The sequence below is a fragment of the Dellaglioa sp. CoH-56-MRSF-11 genome, assembly GCF_056782135.1.
Genome location: NZ_JBXAYE010000002.1, coordinates 57,138 through 75,494, shown reverse-complemented (window position 1 = coordinate 75,494; position 18,357 = coordinate 57,138). Strand labels below are relative to the sequence as shown.

Below are 18,357 nucleotides of genomic sequence, written 5' to 3'. Positions count from 1 at the left end.
TATTACTCCTCTATTCTGCGACCCATTTATTAAAGGTCAAAATTGTTTTAGGATACACTCTTTTATTGGTATTAATTAAATAACTTAGTGTATGTTTTGTTTCAAATCCAACAGCTGCATCCAAACTTTCAAATGCTTTTTTTCGTGCTTCAAGAACGCCAGAGAACGTCCTACCTTCTTCGATGAAATCAGCGACGTAGACAATTTTATCCAACAAATCCATCTCAACATCGCCTGTCGTATGCTTCACAATTGATGTTAAAATTTTATCATCTGTAATACCTAATTCATCATGTATCAACTCTGCGCCAACAATTCCATGCCAGATAGCATTCCCCCAATTTAATAAATCAGGATCCATATGTTTTTGCTTAATTGTTCTGATAAAGGTGTCATCTGTCCGCTCCTTGGCATAATCATGAATAAGTCCAGCAATACTTGCTCTTTCAATATCACCATTATTATTTTGAGCAAGTTCAATTGCAGATTTTTCAACATTTAACACATGCTGAAATCTTTTTTCACTCAAAGTTTCCTTCAAAATCTGTACTAATTCTTCTCTAGTTCCACTAAAAAGATTATTAGAATAAACTAAATTATTCACGATACAACCCTTCTTTCTCAATATAATTTGAGACTGCCTTAGGTACTAAATAATTAATTGAACAGCCTTTTTTTATCTTATCTCGAATTTGTGTTGAACTAATATCAATTGTTGGTACATCAACCCAAAGTATAGGATACTGACTTGTTTGTTCAAATCCCGTTCGTTTAACTCCAACAAAATGTACTAATTTTACTAATTCATCAATACGAGACCATTTCGGTAAATAATCTACCATATCGCCGCCAATAATAAAATAGTAATCATTTTCCGGATGAGCTGCTTTTAAAGCAACCACAGTGTCATAGGTGTAGCTAATACCACCGCGATTAATTTCAGTATCTTCCAGCTTAAACTTATCGTTATCCGCGATACTTTGATTAACCATATCAAGGCGATACTTTGCATCAATTGCTTCCTTTTTATCCACATGTGGTGGTGTTGCATCCGGCATAAATCGAACTTCACTTAATCCTAATTGCTGACAAACTTGATCAGCAATTATTAAATGACCTAAGTGAGGCGGATTAAACGTACCCCCGAGAATTCCAACACGCTTTTTCGTATTATCAAGAATGGGTTTAGTCTTAAATTTCGTAACTAAATTAATTTCTTTTAATTTTTGGACTTGAATAGTCAAGCTAAAAACCTCCTCAAAATTTTAAATTAAGCGAGTAAATTAACTTTGTCAGAGATATCTCGATTTTCGACATCTGTTGCTGCTTGATAAAGCACTAATGTATGACCAATCACTTGAACAACTTGAATTGAACTATTAGATTCAATAAAAATACGAACTTCATTTGTATCAATTGTTGCATTTTGTAGCATGTTAATTTTGATTAATTCGCGTTTTTCAATTGCTTCGCGAATTTGGTTTAACCAGTTAGTAGACACGCCTTCTTTTCCAACTTGGAAAAGTGGACGTAAATGATGTGCCTGACTGCGTAGATATCTTTTTTGTTTGCCTCTTAATGTCATATGTTAGTTAACTCCTCTTATATCATTGCTTTACGTAAAAGAACCGAAACACCTTTTGGTGCCCAGCCAGCGACTTTAGCACCCTCATTAATGGTTACCCATCCAAGTCCGGCAAAAACTAAATCACTTTTTTGTGTTGCTTTAAATTCAAAACGAACTAATTCTGGGAAGTCGTTCATTTCATCATCTGTTGGTGGATTTAATAAACCACCAGCATGTTTCTCATAAAATTCACTTGCAGTCTCAGTTTTTGTTCTATGAATCATTAAATCATTATCAAGATAAACGACAACACCAGGAGTTCCCCCTGAAATGTAATCAAATCTTGCAACAGCCCCAAAGAATAATGTTTGGTTTTCATTTAACTGATAGACGCGTTGTTTAATTTCTTTTTGAGGAGAAACTAATCTTAGCGCCTTACCTGATAGATAATGAGCCATCTGGTCTTGATGAATAATACCTGGTGTATCAATTAAAGCTCGATCATCGTCCAATGGAATTTCAATCTTATCAAGCGTAGTTCCTGGGAATCTTGAAGTTGTAATCAGGTCTTGGACACCTGTTCTTTGTTTAATGATTTGATTAATCAATGTTGATTTACCAACATTAGTTACTCCAACAACGTACACATCACGGCCTTCACGATACTTTTCAATTAATTCTAATAATTCATCAATCGCAAAGTTTTTTGTTGCACTTGTCAATGCAACATCAATTGGTCGTAATCCTTGTAAATTAGCTTGTTGTCTCATCCAATCCTTTAACTTCGAACGTCTCAATGACTTAGGCAATAAATCAGCTTTATTTCCAACCATTAAAACAGGATTATCACCCACAAATCGATGTAATCCAGGAATTAGACTACCATTAAAATCAAAAATATCAATAACGTTGACGATTAATGCATCAGCACTACCAATTTGATTCAATAATTTTAGGAAATCATCATCAGTTAACTTAACGTCAGCAATTTCATTGTAATGTCGTAGTCTAAAACATCTTTGGCAATATAGTTCATTTGTTTCAAGTCCTTTTTTTACTGCGGATTTAGGTGTATAGCCTAATTCATCTACTTCTTCACTTTGAATTTTTGAGCCACAGCCAATACAAAAAAGATCTTCGTCAATTTCTGGTACTTCAATTATGTCAGTCATCCAATGAATTCCCCCATTTAGTTTTAAAATCGTGTTTTTTAATTAAGTGATTTTTAATTCTTTTTTCAATGAAACGATTAGGTTTTGTATTCCAAGCGTCTGATTCAACAAGTGGTTTAACCAATATACTTTTAATGCCCGCATTATTCGCAGCAGCAATATCAGTCATCAATTGATCACCTATTAAAACTAAATCTTGATTATTCATCTTAAATTCATTTTTAACTTGGTTAATTCCTTTTGTAAATGGTTTTAGAGCTCTGGAAACAAATGGTAATCCAATATGTTCCAGTGCCTTTTCAATACGTTCGTGACTATTGTTAGATACAACAATCACTGGAATTGAAGCCGCAGCTATAAGCTCTAACCAATTCTTCAATTCTGGGGTTCCGTTTGGGTTATCCCATGCAATTAATGTATTGTCTAAATCAGTCATAACAACTTTAATTCCATGATTTTGTAAATCCTCTGGTGTTAAATCATAAATTGATTCAACCATCCAAGTTGGTTTATATCTCTCAAGCATGTTAGCTACCTCAATTTTAGAATAATAATCTAAGTATAATGTACTTTCAACAAAATTGCATGTTTTCCATGAAAACAAATGAAATTAATTTTATTTTCTCATTTTAAAATAATAGAAACGAGTTATTTCAATTTTATATTGCTCTTTTTAAGATTATATTTTGTCTTATTAGTTACATAGACCATAATCATTGATATCACATAAAATTTTTTTGATTTCACTAAAAATAACATACTTAACTTATTTACAGAAATTTTATTAAAAAAAGAGGATACTTGACAATTGGTCAAGTATCCTCTTAAAAGTTATTATTTACTTAATGCTTTTTTAGCTTCTTCTGCAACAGCAGCAAATGCTGCTGAATCTTTAACAGCTAATTCAGCTAACATTTTACGGTTAACTTCAATTTCAGCTAATTTCAAGCCATGCATCATCTTGCTGTAACTTAAACCATTCATACGTGCTGCAGCGTTAATACGTGCAATCCATAGACGACGGAAGTTACGTTTTGTTTGATGGCGATCACGGAATGAATATTGGTACGATTTCATTACTTGTTGTTTAGCTACCTTAAATTGGATATGTTTTGATCCACGGTAACCTTTTGCTAATTTAAGCATTCTTTTGCGACGTTGACGTGTAACGGTTCCACCTTTAACTCGTGGCATGAAAATTCCTCCTTATTGAGCCATTTAAAAATGGCATCAATTGTCTAATTTATATTTATTATTTCATTTGTGAAAGCATTTGTTTGATACGCTTGTTATCTGATGCTGACACTGTAGTTGATTTGCTTAATTGACGACGTTGTTTCTTAGTTTTACCATGCATACGATGACTTGTATATGCTTTAGAGCGTTTTAAGCCACCATTTCCTGTACGTTTAAAACGTTTTGCTGATGCACGATGAGTCTTTTGTTTTGGCATAATCTAATATCCTCCTAATATAGCTTTACTTTTCAGCCTTAGGTGCAAGCATCATGAACATACTACGTCCATCCATCTTCGCTCTTGATTCAACTGATGCAACTTCTTTAGCTGCGTCAGCGAAGCGATTCAAGACATCACGTCCGATTTCTTTATGCGTAATTGCACGGCCTTTAAATCTAATTGATACTTTAACCTTATCACCTTTTGCAAGGAATTTTGAGGCATTTTTCAATTTTGTATTGAAATCGTTAATATCAATCGTTGGACTAAGTCTAACTTCTTTAACATTAACAATCTTTTGGTTTTTACGGGCTTCTCTTTGTTTCTTTTGTAATTCGAAACGGTACTTCCCGTAATCCATAATCTTAGCAACAGGTGGTTTTGAGTTAGCGGCAACAACAACAACATCTAAATTAGCAATTTCTGCCATATCTAGTGCTTCTTGTTTCGTTTTAACACCAAGTTGTTCGCCATCATCACCGATCAAACGAAGTTCCGATGCGCGGATACCTTCATTGACCATTTTGTCTACTTTATCAACTGCTATGGCAATGCACCTCCAAATTTTTTTGAGAAAAAACACAGAAAAACGGGCAACAATAATAAATTATCGCAGCCCGCTTGAAATCCATTTTAATTGGAATTTAATTTCAATAATATTCTGCCCAGAGACTCTTTGTCTCTTCAGGCGAGAAGCGGGAGCCTCTGCTTTTTCTTAACTTTTATATCATACCAACTTGAAGACTCATTGTCAAGCAAATTAAAATGAGTCTTTTTTATGCTTTACGACTATAGTTGGCAATTTCTTTTGTAATGTTGTTAATAAAATCTTCTTTTGTAAAGATATTTGAATCATCTTCACCATGTCGACGAACAGAAACTGTATTTTCAGCTACTTCATTATCACCGACAACTAAAATATAAGGTACTTTAGTAACTTGCGCTTGACGCATCTTATAACCCATCTTTTCGTTACGTTCATCAACCGTTACTCGTACACCACGAGCAACTAAGTTAGCACGTAAATCATGCGCATAATCGGCATGAAGATCGTTTTTAACAGGAATAATTGTTACCTGTTTAGGAGCCAACCAAGTTGGGAATGCTCCTTTGTACATTTCTGTTAAGTAAGCTGTAAAACGTTCCATCGTTGAAACAAGTCCACGATGAATCATAACAGGACGGTGTTCTTCACCATCATCACCGATGTATGATAATTCAAATTTTTCAGGCATCATGAAATCTAATTGAATTGTTGATAACGTTTCATCATTTCCTAACGCTGTTTTTGTTTGAACATCTAATTTAGGACCGTAAAATGCTGCTTCTCCTTCAGCTTCGTAGTAATCTAAGCCTAAATCATCCATAGCACCTTTTAACATACTTTGTGATTTTGTCCACATTTCATTATCATCAAAGTATTTCTCTGTGTTAGCTGGATCACGATAGCTCAAACGGAATGAATAGTCAGCAATCCCAAAGTCATCATAAACTTCCATCATTAAACGAAGGACGCTTTTAAATTCTTCTTGAATTTGATCAGGAGCAACGAAAGTATGACCATCATTTAATGTCATTTCACGTACACGTTGTAAACCAGAAAGTGCACCTGATTTTTCATAACGATGCATCATTCCTAATTCAGCAATTCTGATAGGAAGATCACGATATGAACGAATATGATGCTTGTAAACTTGAATATGTGAAGGACAGTTCATTGGACGTAACTCTAACTCTTCGCCATCACCCATGTCCATTGGTGGGAACATGTCTTCGCGATAATGGTCCCAATGACCAGAAGTTTTATATAAATCCAAGTTGGCTAAGATTGGTGTGTAAACATGATCATAACCATTTGAAACTTCCTTATCAACAATGTAGCGTTCAATCGTACGACGAATTGTAGCACCATTAGGTAACCAGTATGGTAATCCTGCACCAACTTTTGGATCTACAAAGAATAAATCTAAGTCATTACCAATTACTCGATGATCGCGTTCACGTGCTTCTTGACGACGAACTAATTCAGCATCTAAATCTTTTTGTTTAAAGAACGCTGTACCATAAACACGTTGTAACATCGGATTACTTGATTTACCTTGCCAATATGCACCAGCAACTGATAATAATTGGAAAATTTTAACATCAGCAGTTGAGCGTAATTGTGCGCCATCGCTTAAGTTAACGAATTCACCTTGTTTGTAAATTTCAACTTGTCCATTTTCATCAGTAGCTTCAACTACTAATTCAGCACGATATGGGTCACCAGCAAATAATTCAAGAGCTTCAGCTTTTGAAACTAATTGACGTTCAATTTTCAAATTTTCTTTAACAATTGATTTCATCTTATCTTGAATTTTCTTCAAATCATCAACGCTAACTTGTGTTTCACCATTATCTGTATCAAAATAGAAACCATTTTCAATATCAGAACTCATACCAAATTTCATACCTGGGTATAATTGTTGTAACGCATTAGCTAAAACTTGAGCAGCTGTATGCCATAAAACGATTAATCCGTCTGCAGATTCTTTAGTAACAATTTCGATAGCGCCGTCTGCCTCTAATGGACGAAGATAATCAACCAAAACACCATTGAATTTACCGGCAATTGATTTTTTAGCTAAACTAGGACTAATTGACTTTGCAACGTCTTCAGTCGTAATACCTGAATCAAACTCTTTAACTGCGCCATCTGGAAATGTAATATTTATTTTTGACATGTTAACTTCCTCCATTGTTTTAATATTTTTTGATACAAAAAAAGTCCCTAATACACAAATAAAATCGTGTATTAGGGACGTCGATTAACGTGGTTCCACCCAAATTCAAAGTTTTGCCGAAACAAAACTTTCTCCATAGATTTTAACGGATCCAATCCGACCTGATAAAAATCAGGCAACATTATGGAAGTGGTCATCACTTATTCTCTGCCAGAAAAGCTTTCAGCTATGCTTTCCCTCCCTGCGGACATAAAAAAAGAATGTAATCTTCCGTATCAATTTAATAACTATTTAACCATTTTTAGTGAAATTTAGCAACTATTATTCTTATTTAGGTCGACGATTTTTTCCAACAATCTTAACTTCTTTTGCTAAAAAGTGAATTCGTTCCATAATTCTTTTTGCCTTAAGAGGCTCGTCTTCACCCTTTTGACTAATACGTAAATGCTCATCTTCTAGTTGTTTCATCGAAAAATTAGAACTAAAGAAAGTTGGTAATTCTTCTTGCATGCGATATTGTAAAATAACACCTAAAATATCATCACGAACCCAACTAGACATTGCATCGGCACCAATATCATCAATCATTAAAATTTCAGATTTTTTAACAGCATTTAGCATGTCATAAACACGATTATCACTAATAGCATTTTTAATTTCAACTGCAAAACTAGGGAAATGCATTAAAGTCGTTTGGTATCCTCGACTTGCTAATTCATTGGCCATAGCACCTAAAAGATATGTTTTACCAACGCCAAAGCTACCATAAAAATACATTGCTTGGTGATAAGATTTAGGACTATCAACAAATGTTGTTATAAATTTTAAACTCTGGCTAAGTGCATCCCCACGTTCATCCATATCAAAGCCATTCATAGTCGCGTTTTTGATATCTTTAGACATACTCATTGATTTAACTCGCTTAGCTAATGCTCTACTTTTTTGAGCCTCGATAAAAGAATCTGTTGGTACATAGGAAACATCAATCATATGATTATTCAAAACCAATTGTGGCTTATAACCTGGTGCTATCATTCCTTTACCAAGAATAATTTTATTTTTTTCAGATAAGAATTCATACAATTTTGCATCAGCGCGTCGAATACTATCCTCTGTTAATTCAGCTTTATTTCTATCTAAAAAAGCGATGACATCTGAATCTTCATAAACTTTTCTCATTAAATCACGATAATTAACATTAGGATATCTTTCACTCAGGTTGTCCTTTTCAAGAAATTTTTTGATTTCTGTCCCTAAATCTTCCATCATTTTCCTCCTTTGGGTGCTGTTTTATTAAATTCAGCAAGTTGTCTTTTTAGTTCATCCTTATCAACTTTTACATCCACTTTTGGTGCTTGATAGTCATCTTTAGCCCAATCAGGCAATGTCTCTTTTTTAATTATTTTTCTTTGTCGTTGGTTTGACGCCTTAGTTTCAGTCTTTTTATTGTTAAATTGTCGAACCTGATTAATGGCTTCTTCAGGTGTCTTCACTTTTTGCTGTGACCAATCATTAGCCATAGTATCGACAAACGATTTATTAAGTGTTGATAAATCACGGTCAATCAAAATGTAATGAATCAGAATATTAATGACTGAATTAGAAAATATCTGTCGTTGAATAAGTTGCTGTAACAGATATGCTTCACTGTCAGTGACATATCCACCCTTGCTTTCTTTTAACGATTTCAAAAAATCAAAAGGTTTATAGGCTTCACTCGCAAGAATTAACTGCGAATCCTCTTCAGAAAAACCAACTTTTTTTAGCGTTTCAACAGATTTCATATTAACCTTTTTATTATCACTACTTGTTAAATCTTCTTGTTTTTTCAGTTTAATTTGTTGATTATATTTGTGAGCAATATGTTGCTTGAATGAATTATAATCAACTTCATTTGTTGATAAGTCAGCTGAATCTCCAATAAATTGGGCCATTTCGATTTCATCAATACCATACAAGAGATGCTCTGAAATAATTAAATCCCGCTGTTCATTGATATTATCCAAAGAAACGAAACTCTTTTCCAGTAGTTCAATAAAAAATTTAAAATCAAATGACTCAATACTACCTGACTCAACTAACTTTTTCGGTATCTTCTTGTCCGTTGAAAAAACTTTTTTACTTTCAGAAATAATATCAGGTTTATTAGACAAATGATCTTGATTAACTTGGAAAACATCTAAGAAACTTTTAGATGTTTCTTTGAAGCCATCTAATTTTAAAATTGGTAACGCAAATCGAGTGGTAATTTCTTTGTACCTACCATCACCAATCGATTCCCAGAGTAAAGTGCTTAGTAAATCATCTGTAAAAAAATCAGTTGCTTGCAAAGGTCGACGCAATTGATAGACAACAACTTTTCCTATTGCATCCTCTTTTTCAAAGCTCTTCAAAAGCCCTAAAGCTTCAAGGGCACTTCTTGCTTCATAAAACATTGCTATGTCAATATTTAGTAATGCAAGTAATTCACTATGCATCTTTCGATTAGATAATTGTGGATTTTGACCTGCCTCACCTTTCAATAGAGCAAATAGACCACTCGCAATCACACCCATAACAGGTTGATACAAGTAGTCTAGTCGTTCAATATCATCATTTGTAACTTTTTCATCCATTAAAACGACATAACCGTCTTTCGGACTCATATTTCCGCATATATCAATCATTGATTATCATTCCTTCAAATCCGGTTTATCTGTAGGTGTTTTATCACGAGCCATCATTTCATTTAATTCTTTTAAGAAAACACTCATATCTTTAAATTGGCGATAAACACTAGCAAATCTAATGTACGCAATTTCATCTACATCAGCCAATAATCCCATAACATATTCACCAATTAGTTGGCTAGAAATTTCATTTTCACCTAATGCTCTAACATTATTTTCCACTTGATCCACAAGATGAGTGATAGCTTTCATTGAAACTGGTCTTTTCTCAGCAGAACTGATAATACCTTTAAGAATCTTTTCACGATTAAATTCTTCACGTGTTCCATTTTTTTTAATAACAAGTAGTGGTGTAGCTTCAACTCGTTCAAATGTTGTGAATCTAAATTCACAATTTTCACATTCACGACGTCGTCTGATAACGCGACCTTCATCTGTTGGTCGACTGTCAACGACTCGAGAGCCATTATGTTGGCAATGTGGACATTTCATTGTGACACCTCATTATTTTTTATTTACATTATTTAACCATTAATTTGATTACTAAGCCAGTTTAGCACTTGAACCCTTGTAACGGCAACCGTTGTTGAATTATCTATTACAAAATCTGCTAAATCTTTTTTCTTTTGAATGGGCCATTGTGCTTTAACCCTTAACATCGCCTCATCTAAAGACAATTCATCCCGCTTCATTAAACGTTCTAATTGTGCTGTTTCAGGTACATAGATAACCATTACTGCATCACAAAGTAATTGGTAGTTTTGCTCAAATAATAAAGGCATATCCAAAATAATTAACTGGCTACCTAATTTTTTTTGGACTTCTATTTGTGACAAGATTTCTTTTCTAATAGCAGGAACCATAATGCCGTTCAATTTTTTTAACTCTGTTGCATCATTAAAAACTAGCTGACCTAACTCTTTTCGATTCAAATTCCCGGTTAATGATAAATATTTTTCACCAAATGTTTGAATGATTATTTTTAATGTTACAGATTCTGGTTCAACAGCTTGTCTCGCAATAACGTCTGCATCAATAACTGTGATATTTTCTTCTCTAAAAATACGACTAACTGTTGATTTACCTGTTGCTATGCCACCAGTTAGTCCAAGAATATAAGTCATTTTTAAACTTCCTTTAACGGTTGGCAATGTGGACAGTAGTGTGTCCCTCGTTGTGCCACTTTTATTTTAACAATAGGCGCTCCGCATCTAGGACATGGTTTTCCTGTTTGACCATAGACATTCAAATCAAATTGGAACAAACCCGTCTCACCAAACGCACCCGTATAGGATCTAATTGTTGTTCCACCAGCTTGTACCGCAGTGGCTAGCTCAAGAATAATATTTTTACGTAATATAGCTAATTTCCTATCAGAAATTAAATTTGCTGGCTGTTCCGGATTAATTTTACTCATCCATAAAACTTCATCAACATAAATATTTCCAAGACCAGCAACCGCTTCTTGATTTAATAACACAGGCTTGATTGCCATATGCTTACGAGATAAATATTTTTTGAAATAACTGAGCTTAAAATCATCTTCTGTCGGTTCTGGTCCTAGCTTCTTAAGTCCCGAAAGTTCACGTTCTCGACCTGTGGGGATTAGTTGCATGCGTCCAAACTTACGAACATCATTGTATCTTAAATCTTGCCCATCAGTTAAATGAAATATGACGTGGGAATGTTTTTCAATTGGTTCATCTGATCCACGGACAAAATATTTGCCTTCCATTCTTAAATGAGAAACCATTGTCATTTTACTATCAAAACGAAAAAGTAAGTATTTACCCAGTCTATCGATTGATTCAATCTTTCTACCTTCTAATTCACGCTTAAAATCTAGTACATCCCCAGATACAATTTTAGGCCATAAAACATCAATTGATTTAATTGTCTTACCTATAACTAATTGACTAAGACCTCTTCGAACCGTTTCAACTTCTGGTAATTCTGGCATATAATTACCCCCAACCACTTTTTATTTAGTATCAAACCAACTATCACCAAACGCACTCTCAACTTTTAAAGGAACCTCTAAAGAAACAGCAGCGTCCATAACTTCAGGAACTTTCTTTTGCAAGATAGCAATTTCTTCTTCAGGTGCTTCAAAAATTAATTCATCATGTACTTGTAATAACATTTTGGCTTGTAAATGTTCTTCTTCTAACATTTTGTTCATATTAATCATCGCTACTTTAATAATATCCGCAGCACTACCTTGAATTGGGGTATTCATTGCAGTTCTTTCAGCAAAAGAACGTAAATTAAAGTTTCGACTGTTAATATCTGGTAAATAACGACGACGATGGAATAATGTTTCAACATAGCCCTTATCTTTAGCTTCACGCACAACGCTTTCCATGTAGTTCTTAACGCCTGTAAATTCATTTAAATAAGTATCAATAAATGTTTGTGCTTGTTTTCTAGTAATCCCAATATTTTGTGACAATCCATAATCACTAATACCATAAACAATCCCAAAATTGACTGCCTTAGCTGTTCGACGCATATTTGACGTCACGTCATCTGGCGATTCTAAACTAAAAATTTTCATTGCTGTATTAGCATGGATATCGATTCCTTCTTTAAAAGCTTCTTGCATATTAGCATCATGCGCAATATGGGCCAAAACACGCAACTCAATTTGTGAATAGTCAGATGAGAATATTTTCCATCCCTTATGTTCAGGTATAAATGCTTGTCTAATTTTCTTACCTTCAGGAACGCGGACCGGAATATTTTGTAGATTAGGATCTACAGATGATAATCGGCCTGTCGCTGTCAGTGTTTGTAGGTATCTTGTATGAACTTTCTTATCTTCATGTCTAACTTTTAATAATCCTTCAACATACGTTGATTGAATTTTTGCAATTTGTCGATATTTTAAAATTAAATCTGCAATTGGAGCTATTGTACTAAGTTGTTCTAAAACATCAACTGCAGTTGAGTAACCTGTTTTAGTTTTTTTAACAACAGGTAATTTTAATTTTTCAAATAAAATAACGCCTAATTGTTTTGGTGAATTAATATTAAATTCTTCACCAGCTTCACTATAAATTTTAGTTTCCATATCACTTAAAATAGTTGAAAATTCCTTTTTCATAATCTTCAATCTATCGGCATCCACATTAATGCCTTGAATTTCCATCTTGGCTAATACAAGTGAAAGAGGAAGTTCCATATCCGTGTACAAATCCATTTGCTCATGATCAACTAATCCGGCCATTAATGGTTCTTTCAAAAGATTTAAGGCGTCAACTTTCGATGCCATATGACTAAAGAAAATATCATCATCTTCTGGAATTGCACGTTTAACGCCTTTACCATATACCTCTTCATCAGACTTAACGTCATAGTAATCATGTTTCTGTGCAACTTTACTAAGATCATTACTATTATCACTTGTATCTAACAAATATGAAGCCAACAAAAGATCGAATTCAGTTCCTGCAAGTTGAATGTCCAATCGGTTCAATGCTACATAATTACGTTTAAAATTAAATACATTCTTTTTAATTTTATCATTTGAAAGAATTGAAACTAAAGTTTTAGATTTTAACAAATCAACATCTCGTGTTACGAAAAATTGATTGCCATCACCTATCGCAAATCCATCAAAATCTGCTGTATGATAATTATCTTCCAACATCTCTAAATAAAAAGAAATTGGTTGTGATAATTTAGATAATTCATCTAAATTATCACTAGTTAATACTTTATAATCTGTCTTTTTAGGTTCTGGAAATAAATTCATTTCTACACTATCTGATGCTGAATTTAAATTTAATTGACTTAAAAATTTTTTAAAATCCATTTTTTCATAGAAAGCAACTAACTTATCTAAGTCTTTTCCATCCCATTTTGTATCAGGAAAATCGATTGTGATAGGTGCATCTTGTCGAATTCTGGCTAAATCTTTGCTCATAAATGCTTGATCTTTATCTTCAATTAAATGCTCTTTCATTTTACTTTTCTTTAATTGATCAATATTTTCGTAAAGATTCTCCATTGAGTCATATTCTGTTAATAATTTAATTGCAGTCTTCTCACCAACTTTAGTAACACCGGGATAATTATCTGACGTATCGCCAACTAATCCCTTCATATCAATAATTTGCAATGGTGTTAATCCAAATTTTTCCATTACATGCTCTGGTGTAAATTTTTCGATTTCACTAACGCCTTTTTTTGTGACAGAAACTGTTACTTTATCGGTTGTTAATTGTGTTAAATCTCGATCTCCAGTCACAATAGTCACATTATATCCAGCTTCTTCACCTTTTTTTGCCATTGTGCCTATAATGTCATCTGCTTCAAAATCAATTAATTCGTAAGTTTTAATGCCGTATCCTGCTAGTAATTCTCTAAAATATGGCATTTGTTCTTTTAGTTCTGGCGGTGTTTTTGATCTACCGGCCTTGTAATTATCATATTTTTTAGTTCTAAATGTTGTCTTTCCTGCATCAAATGCAACTAATACATGTGTCGGTTTTTCGGTATCTAATATGACATTCAACATATTATTAAACCCATATAATGCATTTGTATGTAACCCAGCTTGGTTTGTAAATCTATCTACAGATTGGTACAATGCAAAAAATGCACGATAGGCAATACTGTTTCCATCAATCAATAGTAGTTTCTCATTAGTATTAGTCATTTAATATCCGTCTCCTTTGAAAATCTCTATCTCTATTTTACCAAACATCAGCCGTGATTAATAATGAATACGCTAATAACTCAATAAAGTAATAAAAACCCCCAAGTTATAAATCCTTAACTTGGAGGTTTAACCTTCTTATTTATGAATTACTAATCTCTACCACCGTAACCAAAGATTTGTAAGAATGAAATGAATAAATTAATAAAATCAAGATATAACATTAGTGCACCTGTCATAGCTAAGTTAGAAACTGAAACATTGCTATCTCGTTGTAAAAATACTTGTCTTAATTTTTGTGTGTCCCACGCTGTTAAAATGGTGAAAATAATCACAGCGATATATGAGAATACGTAATTAATAAGTTCACTTTGTAAGAATAAATTTACAAATGAAGCAACAATTAGTCCAACCAAAGCTGCTAATGCCTGTGTGCCTAATTTAGTTAAATCTCGTTTAGTAACATTTCCTAAAATGGTCATCGTAACGAATACAGCCGAACTTGCGGCAAATGCAGCAATGATATTCCCGACTGAATACATTGATATAATCAACGACAACGTTACGCCCTCAAGTACAGAATACCCCATCAATAAAGCAAATGTTACAAATGGTGCCCTTGATGCCTTTACGTTAATATTTAAGACAACCACCAATTGGACAATAAATAATGCCCAAATTGACCATGAATGTTCTGCCATAAAGCCATAAACTAATTTTTGAAATACTGTCAATGTTAAAAATGCTGTGACAGCTGAAACGCCAACTGCAAGCGCCATATACCCATATAATTTTGCTAAAAAATGATTTAATCCATCTTTTTCATTAATAATAACGCTATTTTGATTATCCATCTTATTTTCCTCCTTGTTAATTAAGAAATCATGTTTAAAATATTGTGATTAATACACTAAAACCTATTACAACTAATTTAATAAAATGAAATAAGTTAGAGCAATACTACTTATTTTAATCAGAATACAACATGACTTTTAACCTCATACAGCATTAACCTTTTTAAAGGATAACCCCTTGTATGTATAAGGACAAGTGTACCAAATCATGTAAAATTATCAAGAATTTTCACTTTTCGTAAAAAAAAATTAAGTAATAAAAAAGAAATGATTCGAAAATCATTTCTTTTTCAGCAACTAATTATTTTTAAAACTTAAATTACTCAATAATTCTTCATATGCATATTCATATTTTTGGACATCTCCAGCGCCCATAAAAATAACAACTGCATTATTGTAATCAAGTAATGGCGAAAGATTATCAAGTTTGATAATCTCGCCACCCTTAACAATCTTTGCACCAAGATCTTCACTAGAAACATTACCTGATGTTTCACGAGCAGAACTGAAAATATCCGTTAAATAAACCTTATCGGCAAGATTCAAACTAATTGCAAAATCATCCATCAACGCAATAGTTCTACTAAACGTATGTGGTTGGAAGACCGCAATTAATTCTTTATCAGGATATTTTTGACGAGCAGCATCAATTGTTGCTTTAATTTCTGATGGATGATGTGCGTAATCATCAATAATTGTCATATCACCAATATACTTTTCGCTAAACCGGCGTTTAACCCCTTTAAAACTTAATAATTCACTTGCAATTTCTTCTAAATCAACTTTTTCAAAATACGAAACAGCAATAACGGCCAAACTATTTAAGATATTATGTTCACCAAAAATTGGAATTTGGTAATGACCTAATGATGTATCGTGATAATAAACATCGAATTCAGAACCTTTAGTTGTTCGTTTTATATCACGAGCTTGGAAATCATCAGAATCCTTTGTACCATAATAATAAATTGGAACATCAGCTTTTATTTTACGGAGTAAAGGATCATCTCCCCAAGCAAATATTCCTTTTTTGGTTTGTTTTGCAACTGTTTCAAATGAATCAAAAACGTCATCAATACCAGTAAAATAATCTGGATGATCAAAATCAATATTAGTCATAATTGAATAATCTGGGTGATAGGCAACAAAATGTCGACGGTATTCATCTGCTTCATAAACAAAGAATCTTGCATCAGGTTTTCCTTTACCAGTACCATCCCCAATTAAGTAACTCGTTGGTGCAATACCACTTAAGACATGTGCAAGCAATCCTGTTGTACTTGTTTTACCATGAGAGCCGGCAACACCAATACTTGTGTAACCTTCCATTAATCGACTTAACATTTCAGGATAACTGACAATATCTAATCCCATTTCACGTGCCTTTTTAAGTTCAGGATGATCCGCTGTAAATGCATTTCCCGCAATTACAGTCAAACCTTCATGGATATTTTTTTCATCAAATGAATAAACCTTAATATTAGCTAATTCTAATCCACGTTGTGTGAATGTATATTGGTCAATATCAGAGCCTTCAACCTTAAATCCTTGATCGTGTAAAATTAATGCTAAAGAACTCATCCCTGAGCCTTTTATTCCTACAAAATAATATACTTTTTGGTTATTCATCATTATCCCCTTTTCTGACATTATTCATTCATAATTTTACCATAAAATGAGTTAATATTCAGTTTGTCGTTAAAATTCTTCTCTCATCCGTCTGAGTTCATCTTCATTTAAATACACATCTCGAGGTTTCGACCCCTTAGCATGTGAGATATGTTGCTGATTTTCAAGTTCGTCAATAATATTGGCAGCTCTATTATACCCAATTGAAAAGACGCGCTGTAATTTAGAAGTTGAAATGGTTTGTTCGTGCGCAATAAAATCTAAAATACCTGGCAATAAATCATCTTGTTGTTCATTTTGATCTGCCATTTTTTTCAGTCCATCTGGATTAAATGCATATCTTGGCTTTCCTTGAGTTCTAACAAAATCTGTAATTAAATCTACTTCATCTTCTATATACGTTCCTTGTAACCTAACAGCCTGACTTGATCCATTACCTAGATAGAGCATATCGCCTCGTCCAAGTAATTTTTCAGCACCGGCCGTATCCAAGATAGTTCTCGAGTCAATTTGACTAGAAACCATAAATGCAATTCGAGTTGGAATATTATTTTTAATTGTACCCGTAACAACATCAACACTTGGTCGTTGTGTAGCCAGAATTAAATGAATTCCTGCTGCTCTAGCTTTTTGTGTAATTCTTGCAATATATTCTTGAACTTCATTTGAAGCAACCATCATTAAATCAGCTAATTCATCAATAATAATTAAAATATACGGCATCTTTAGGCCAAAATCGCCATTAGCTTCTGCTTTTTGATTAAAGTTACCAATATTTTTAGCTCCAGCTGCAGCTAATTTTTGATAGCGTTCTTCCATTTCATCAACAGCCCATTTCAAAGCTGCCGAAGCTGCTTTTGCATCTGATATAACAGGTGCTAATAAATGAGGAATATCATGATATGGCGCTAATTCGACAGCTTTAGGATCAATCAATAACAATTTAACTTCGTTTGGTGTTGCCTTATATAAAATAGAAACTAATAAACTATTGATAAAAACTGACTTACCAGACCCTGTAGCACCAGCAATTAATCCATGCGGCATTTTTTGTAAGTTAGTTACTTGTGCTTCACCAAATAAATCGACACCTAACGCCACCGTCAATGGTGATTTATTTTCTATAAACACTGGAGATCTCAATACTTCCGAGAGAAGGACTGGTCTTGATTTTAAATTAGGTATTTCAATTCCAACACTACTACGTCCAGGAATTGGCGCCTCTACACGGATATCTTTTGCAGCAAGCGCTAGTTTCAAGTCATCAACAAGGTTGGTAATCTTACTTACCTTAACACCAGCAGCTAATGATACTTCAAATTGGGTCACCGTTGGCCCAACTGTCCAGCCATCAACTTCTGCATTAACATGGAATGCTTCCAATGTATTATTTAATACATCAATTTGAGAAAGTACCCAATCATCTAATTCACCAGCATTTTCTAAAATAGGATCTGGTAATAAATCAAGTGATGGAAATTGATAACTTGCATCTGACCTTTTGACTTCTTCATCTGACTGATTATCATAATAGCTATCTTGTACTTCTTGTACTTCTTGTACTTCTTGTACTTCTTGTACTTCTTGTACTTCTTGTACTTCTTGTACTTCTTGTACTTCTTGT

The 18,357-nt window shown here is 33.5% G+C and carries 18 protein-coding genes and 1 other annotated feature; all 18 genes read right to left on the bottom strand.

What is annotated here, in order from left to right; genetic code table 11:
* Positions 1-10: 10 nt before the first annotated feature.
* Positions 11-604 (bottom strand): bis(5'-nucleosyl)-tetraphosphatase (symmetrical) YqeK, encoded by a 594-nt coding sequence (yqeK, locus tag AC1RPT_RS02260; protein WP_481761205.1) that lies wholly within the window; start codon positions 602-604, stop codon positions 11-13.
* Positions 597-1,244, bottom strand: a complete 648-nt coding sequence (locus tag AC1RPT_RS02255; protein ID WP_481761204.1) for a nicotinate-nucleotide adenylyltransferase — start codon at positions 1,242-1,244, stop codon at positions 597-599. The genes yqeK and AC1RPT_RS02255 overlap by 8 nt, the downstream gene beginning before the upstream one ends.
* Positions 1,245-1,270: 26 nt before the next feature.
* Positions 1,271-1,585, bottom strand: a complete 315-nt coding sequence (yhbY, locus tag AC1RPT_RS02250) for a ribosome assembly RNA-binding protein YhbY (RefSeq protein ID WP_409022685.1) — start codon at positions 1,583-1,585, stop codon at positions 1,271-1,273.
* 17 nt (positions 1,586-1,602) lie between these two features.
* On the bottom strand, positions 1,603-2,739 hold the full coding sequence (gene yqeH / locus AC1RPT_RS02245; RefSeq protein ID WP_481761203.1) for a ribosome biogenesis GTPase YqeH: 1,137 nt from the start codon (positions 2,737-2,739) through the stop codon (positions 1,603-1,605).
* On the bottom strand, positions 2,732-3,265 hold the full coding sequence (locus tag AC1RPT_RS02240; protein WP_409022687.1) for a YqeG family HAD IIIA-type phosphatase: 534 nt from the start codon (positions 3,263-3,265) through the stop codon (positions 2,732-2,734). The genes yqeH and AC1RPT_RS02240 overlap by 8 nt, the downstream gene beginning before the upstream one ends.
* A gap of 308 nt (positions 3,266-3,573) precedes the next feature.
* Positions 3,574-3,933, bottom strand: coding sequence for a 50S ribosomal protein L20 (rplT, locus tag AC1RPT_RS02235; protein ID WP_409022688.1), 360 nt, complete (start codon positions 3,931-3,933; stop codon positions 3,574-3,576).
* Between the two features lie 58 nt (positions 3,934-3,991).
* Positions 3,992-4,192 carry a 50S ribosomal protein L35 gene (gene rpmI, locus AC1RPT_RS02230; RefSeq protein WP_057973380.1) on the bottom strand — a complete coding sequence of 67 codons (201 nt, stop codon included), beginning with the start codon at positions 4,190-4,192 and terminating at the stop codon, positions 3,992-3,994.
* A gap of 25 nt (positions 4,193-4,217) precedes the next feature.
* On the bottom strand, positions 4,218-4,718 hold the full coding sequence (gene infC / locus AC1RPT_RS02225; protein ID WP_409022689.1) for a translation initiation factor IF-3: 501 nt from the start codon (positions 4,716-4,718) through the stop codon (positions 4,218-4,220).
* A 56-nt stretch (positions 4,719-4,774) separates the two neighbouring features.
* Positions 4,775-4,912 (bottom strand) — a sequence feature (ribosomal protein L20 leader region).
* Positions 4,913-4,971: 59 nt separating this feature from the next.
* The gene (thrS, locus tag AC1RPT_RS02220) at positions 4,972-6,918 is read right to left on the bottom strand and encodes a threonine--tRNA ligase (RefSeq protein WP_481761202.1); all 1,947 of its coding nucleotides are present in this window, start codon (positions 6,916-6,918) and stop codon (positions 4,972-4,974) included.
* Between the two features lie 327 nt (positions 6,919-7,245).
* Positions 7,246-8,184: a primosomal protein DnaI gene (gene dnaI / locus AC1RPT_RS02215; protein WP_409022691.1), complete on the bottom strand. Its 939-nt coding sequence runs from the start codon at positions 8,182-8,184 to the stop codon at positions 7,246-7,248.
* Positions 8,184-9,584, bottom strand: a complete 1,401-nt coding sequence (locus tag AC1RPT_RS02210; protein WP_481762173.1) for a replication initiation and membrane attachment family protein — start codon at positions 9,582-9,584, stop codon at positions 8,184-8,186. Before AC1RPT_RS02210 ends, dnaI begins: the two co-directional genes overlap by 1 nt.
* A 6-nt stretch (positions 9,585-9,590) precedes the next feature.
* The gene (gene nrdR / locus AC1RPT_RS02205) at positions 9,591-10,079 is read right to left on the bottom strand and encodes a transcriptional regulator NrdR (RefSeq protein WP_409022693.1); all 489 of its coding nucleotides are present in this window, start codon (positions 10,077-10,079) and stop codon (positions 9,591-9,593) included.
* A gap of 32 nt (positions 10,080-10,111) precedes the next feature.
* Positions 10,112-10,711, bottom strand: a complete 600-nt coding sequence (gene coaE, locus AC1RPT_RS02200) for a dephospho-CoA kinase (protein ID WP_481761200.1) — start codon at positions 10,709-10,711, stop codon at positions 10,112-10,114.
* Between the two features lie 2 nt (positions 10,712-10,713).
* Positions 10,714-11,547 (bottom strand): DNA-formamidopyrimidine glycosylase, encoded by an 834-nt coding sequence (gene mutM / locus AC1RPT_RS02195; RefSeq protein WP_481761199.1) that lies wholly within the window; start codon positions 11,545-11,547, stop codon positions 10,714-10,716.
* Between the two features lie 21 nt (positions 11,548-11,568).
* On the bottom strand, positions 11,569-14,250 hold the full coding sequence (gene polA, locus AC1RPT_RS02190; RefSeq protein ID WP_481761198.1) for a DNA polymerase I: 2,682 nt from the start codon (positions 14,248-14,250) through the stop codon (positions 11,569-11,571).
* A 152-nt stretch (positions 14,251-14,402) separates the two neighbouring features.
* Positions 14,403-15,104 carry a Bax inhibitor-1/YccA family protein gene (locus AC1RPT_RS02185; protein ID WP_481761197.1) on the bottom strand — a complete coding sequence of 234 codons (702 nt, stop codon included), beginning with the start codon at positions 15,102-15,104 and terminating at the stop codon, positions 14,403-14,405.
* Positions 15,105-15,401: 297 nt separating this feature from the next.
* Positions 15,402-16,733: a UDP-N-acetylmuramate--L-alanine ligase gene (gene murC / locus AC1RPT_RS02180; RefSeq protein ID WP_481761401.1), complete on the bottom strand. Its 1,332-nt coding sequence runs from the start codon at positions 16,731-16,733 to the stop codon at positions 15,402-15,404.
* 69 nt (positions 16,734-16,802) lie between these two features.
* A partial coding sequence (locus AC1RPT_RS02175; RefSeq protein ID WP_481761196.1) for a DNA translocase FtsK occupies positions 16,803-18,357 on the bottom strand: 1,555 nt, incomplete at its 5' end.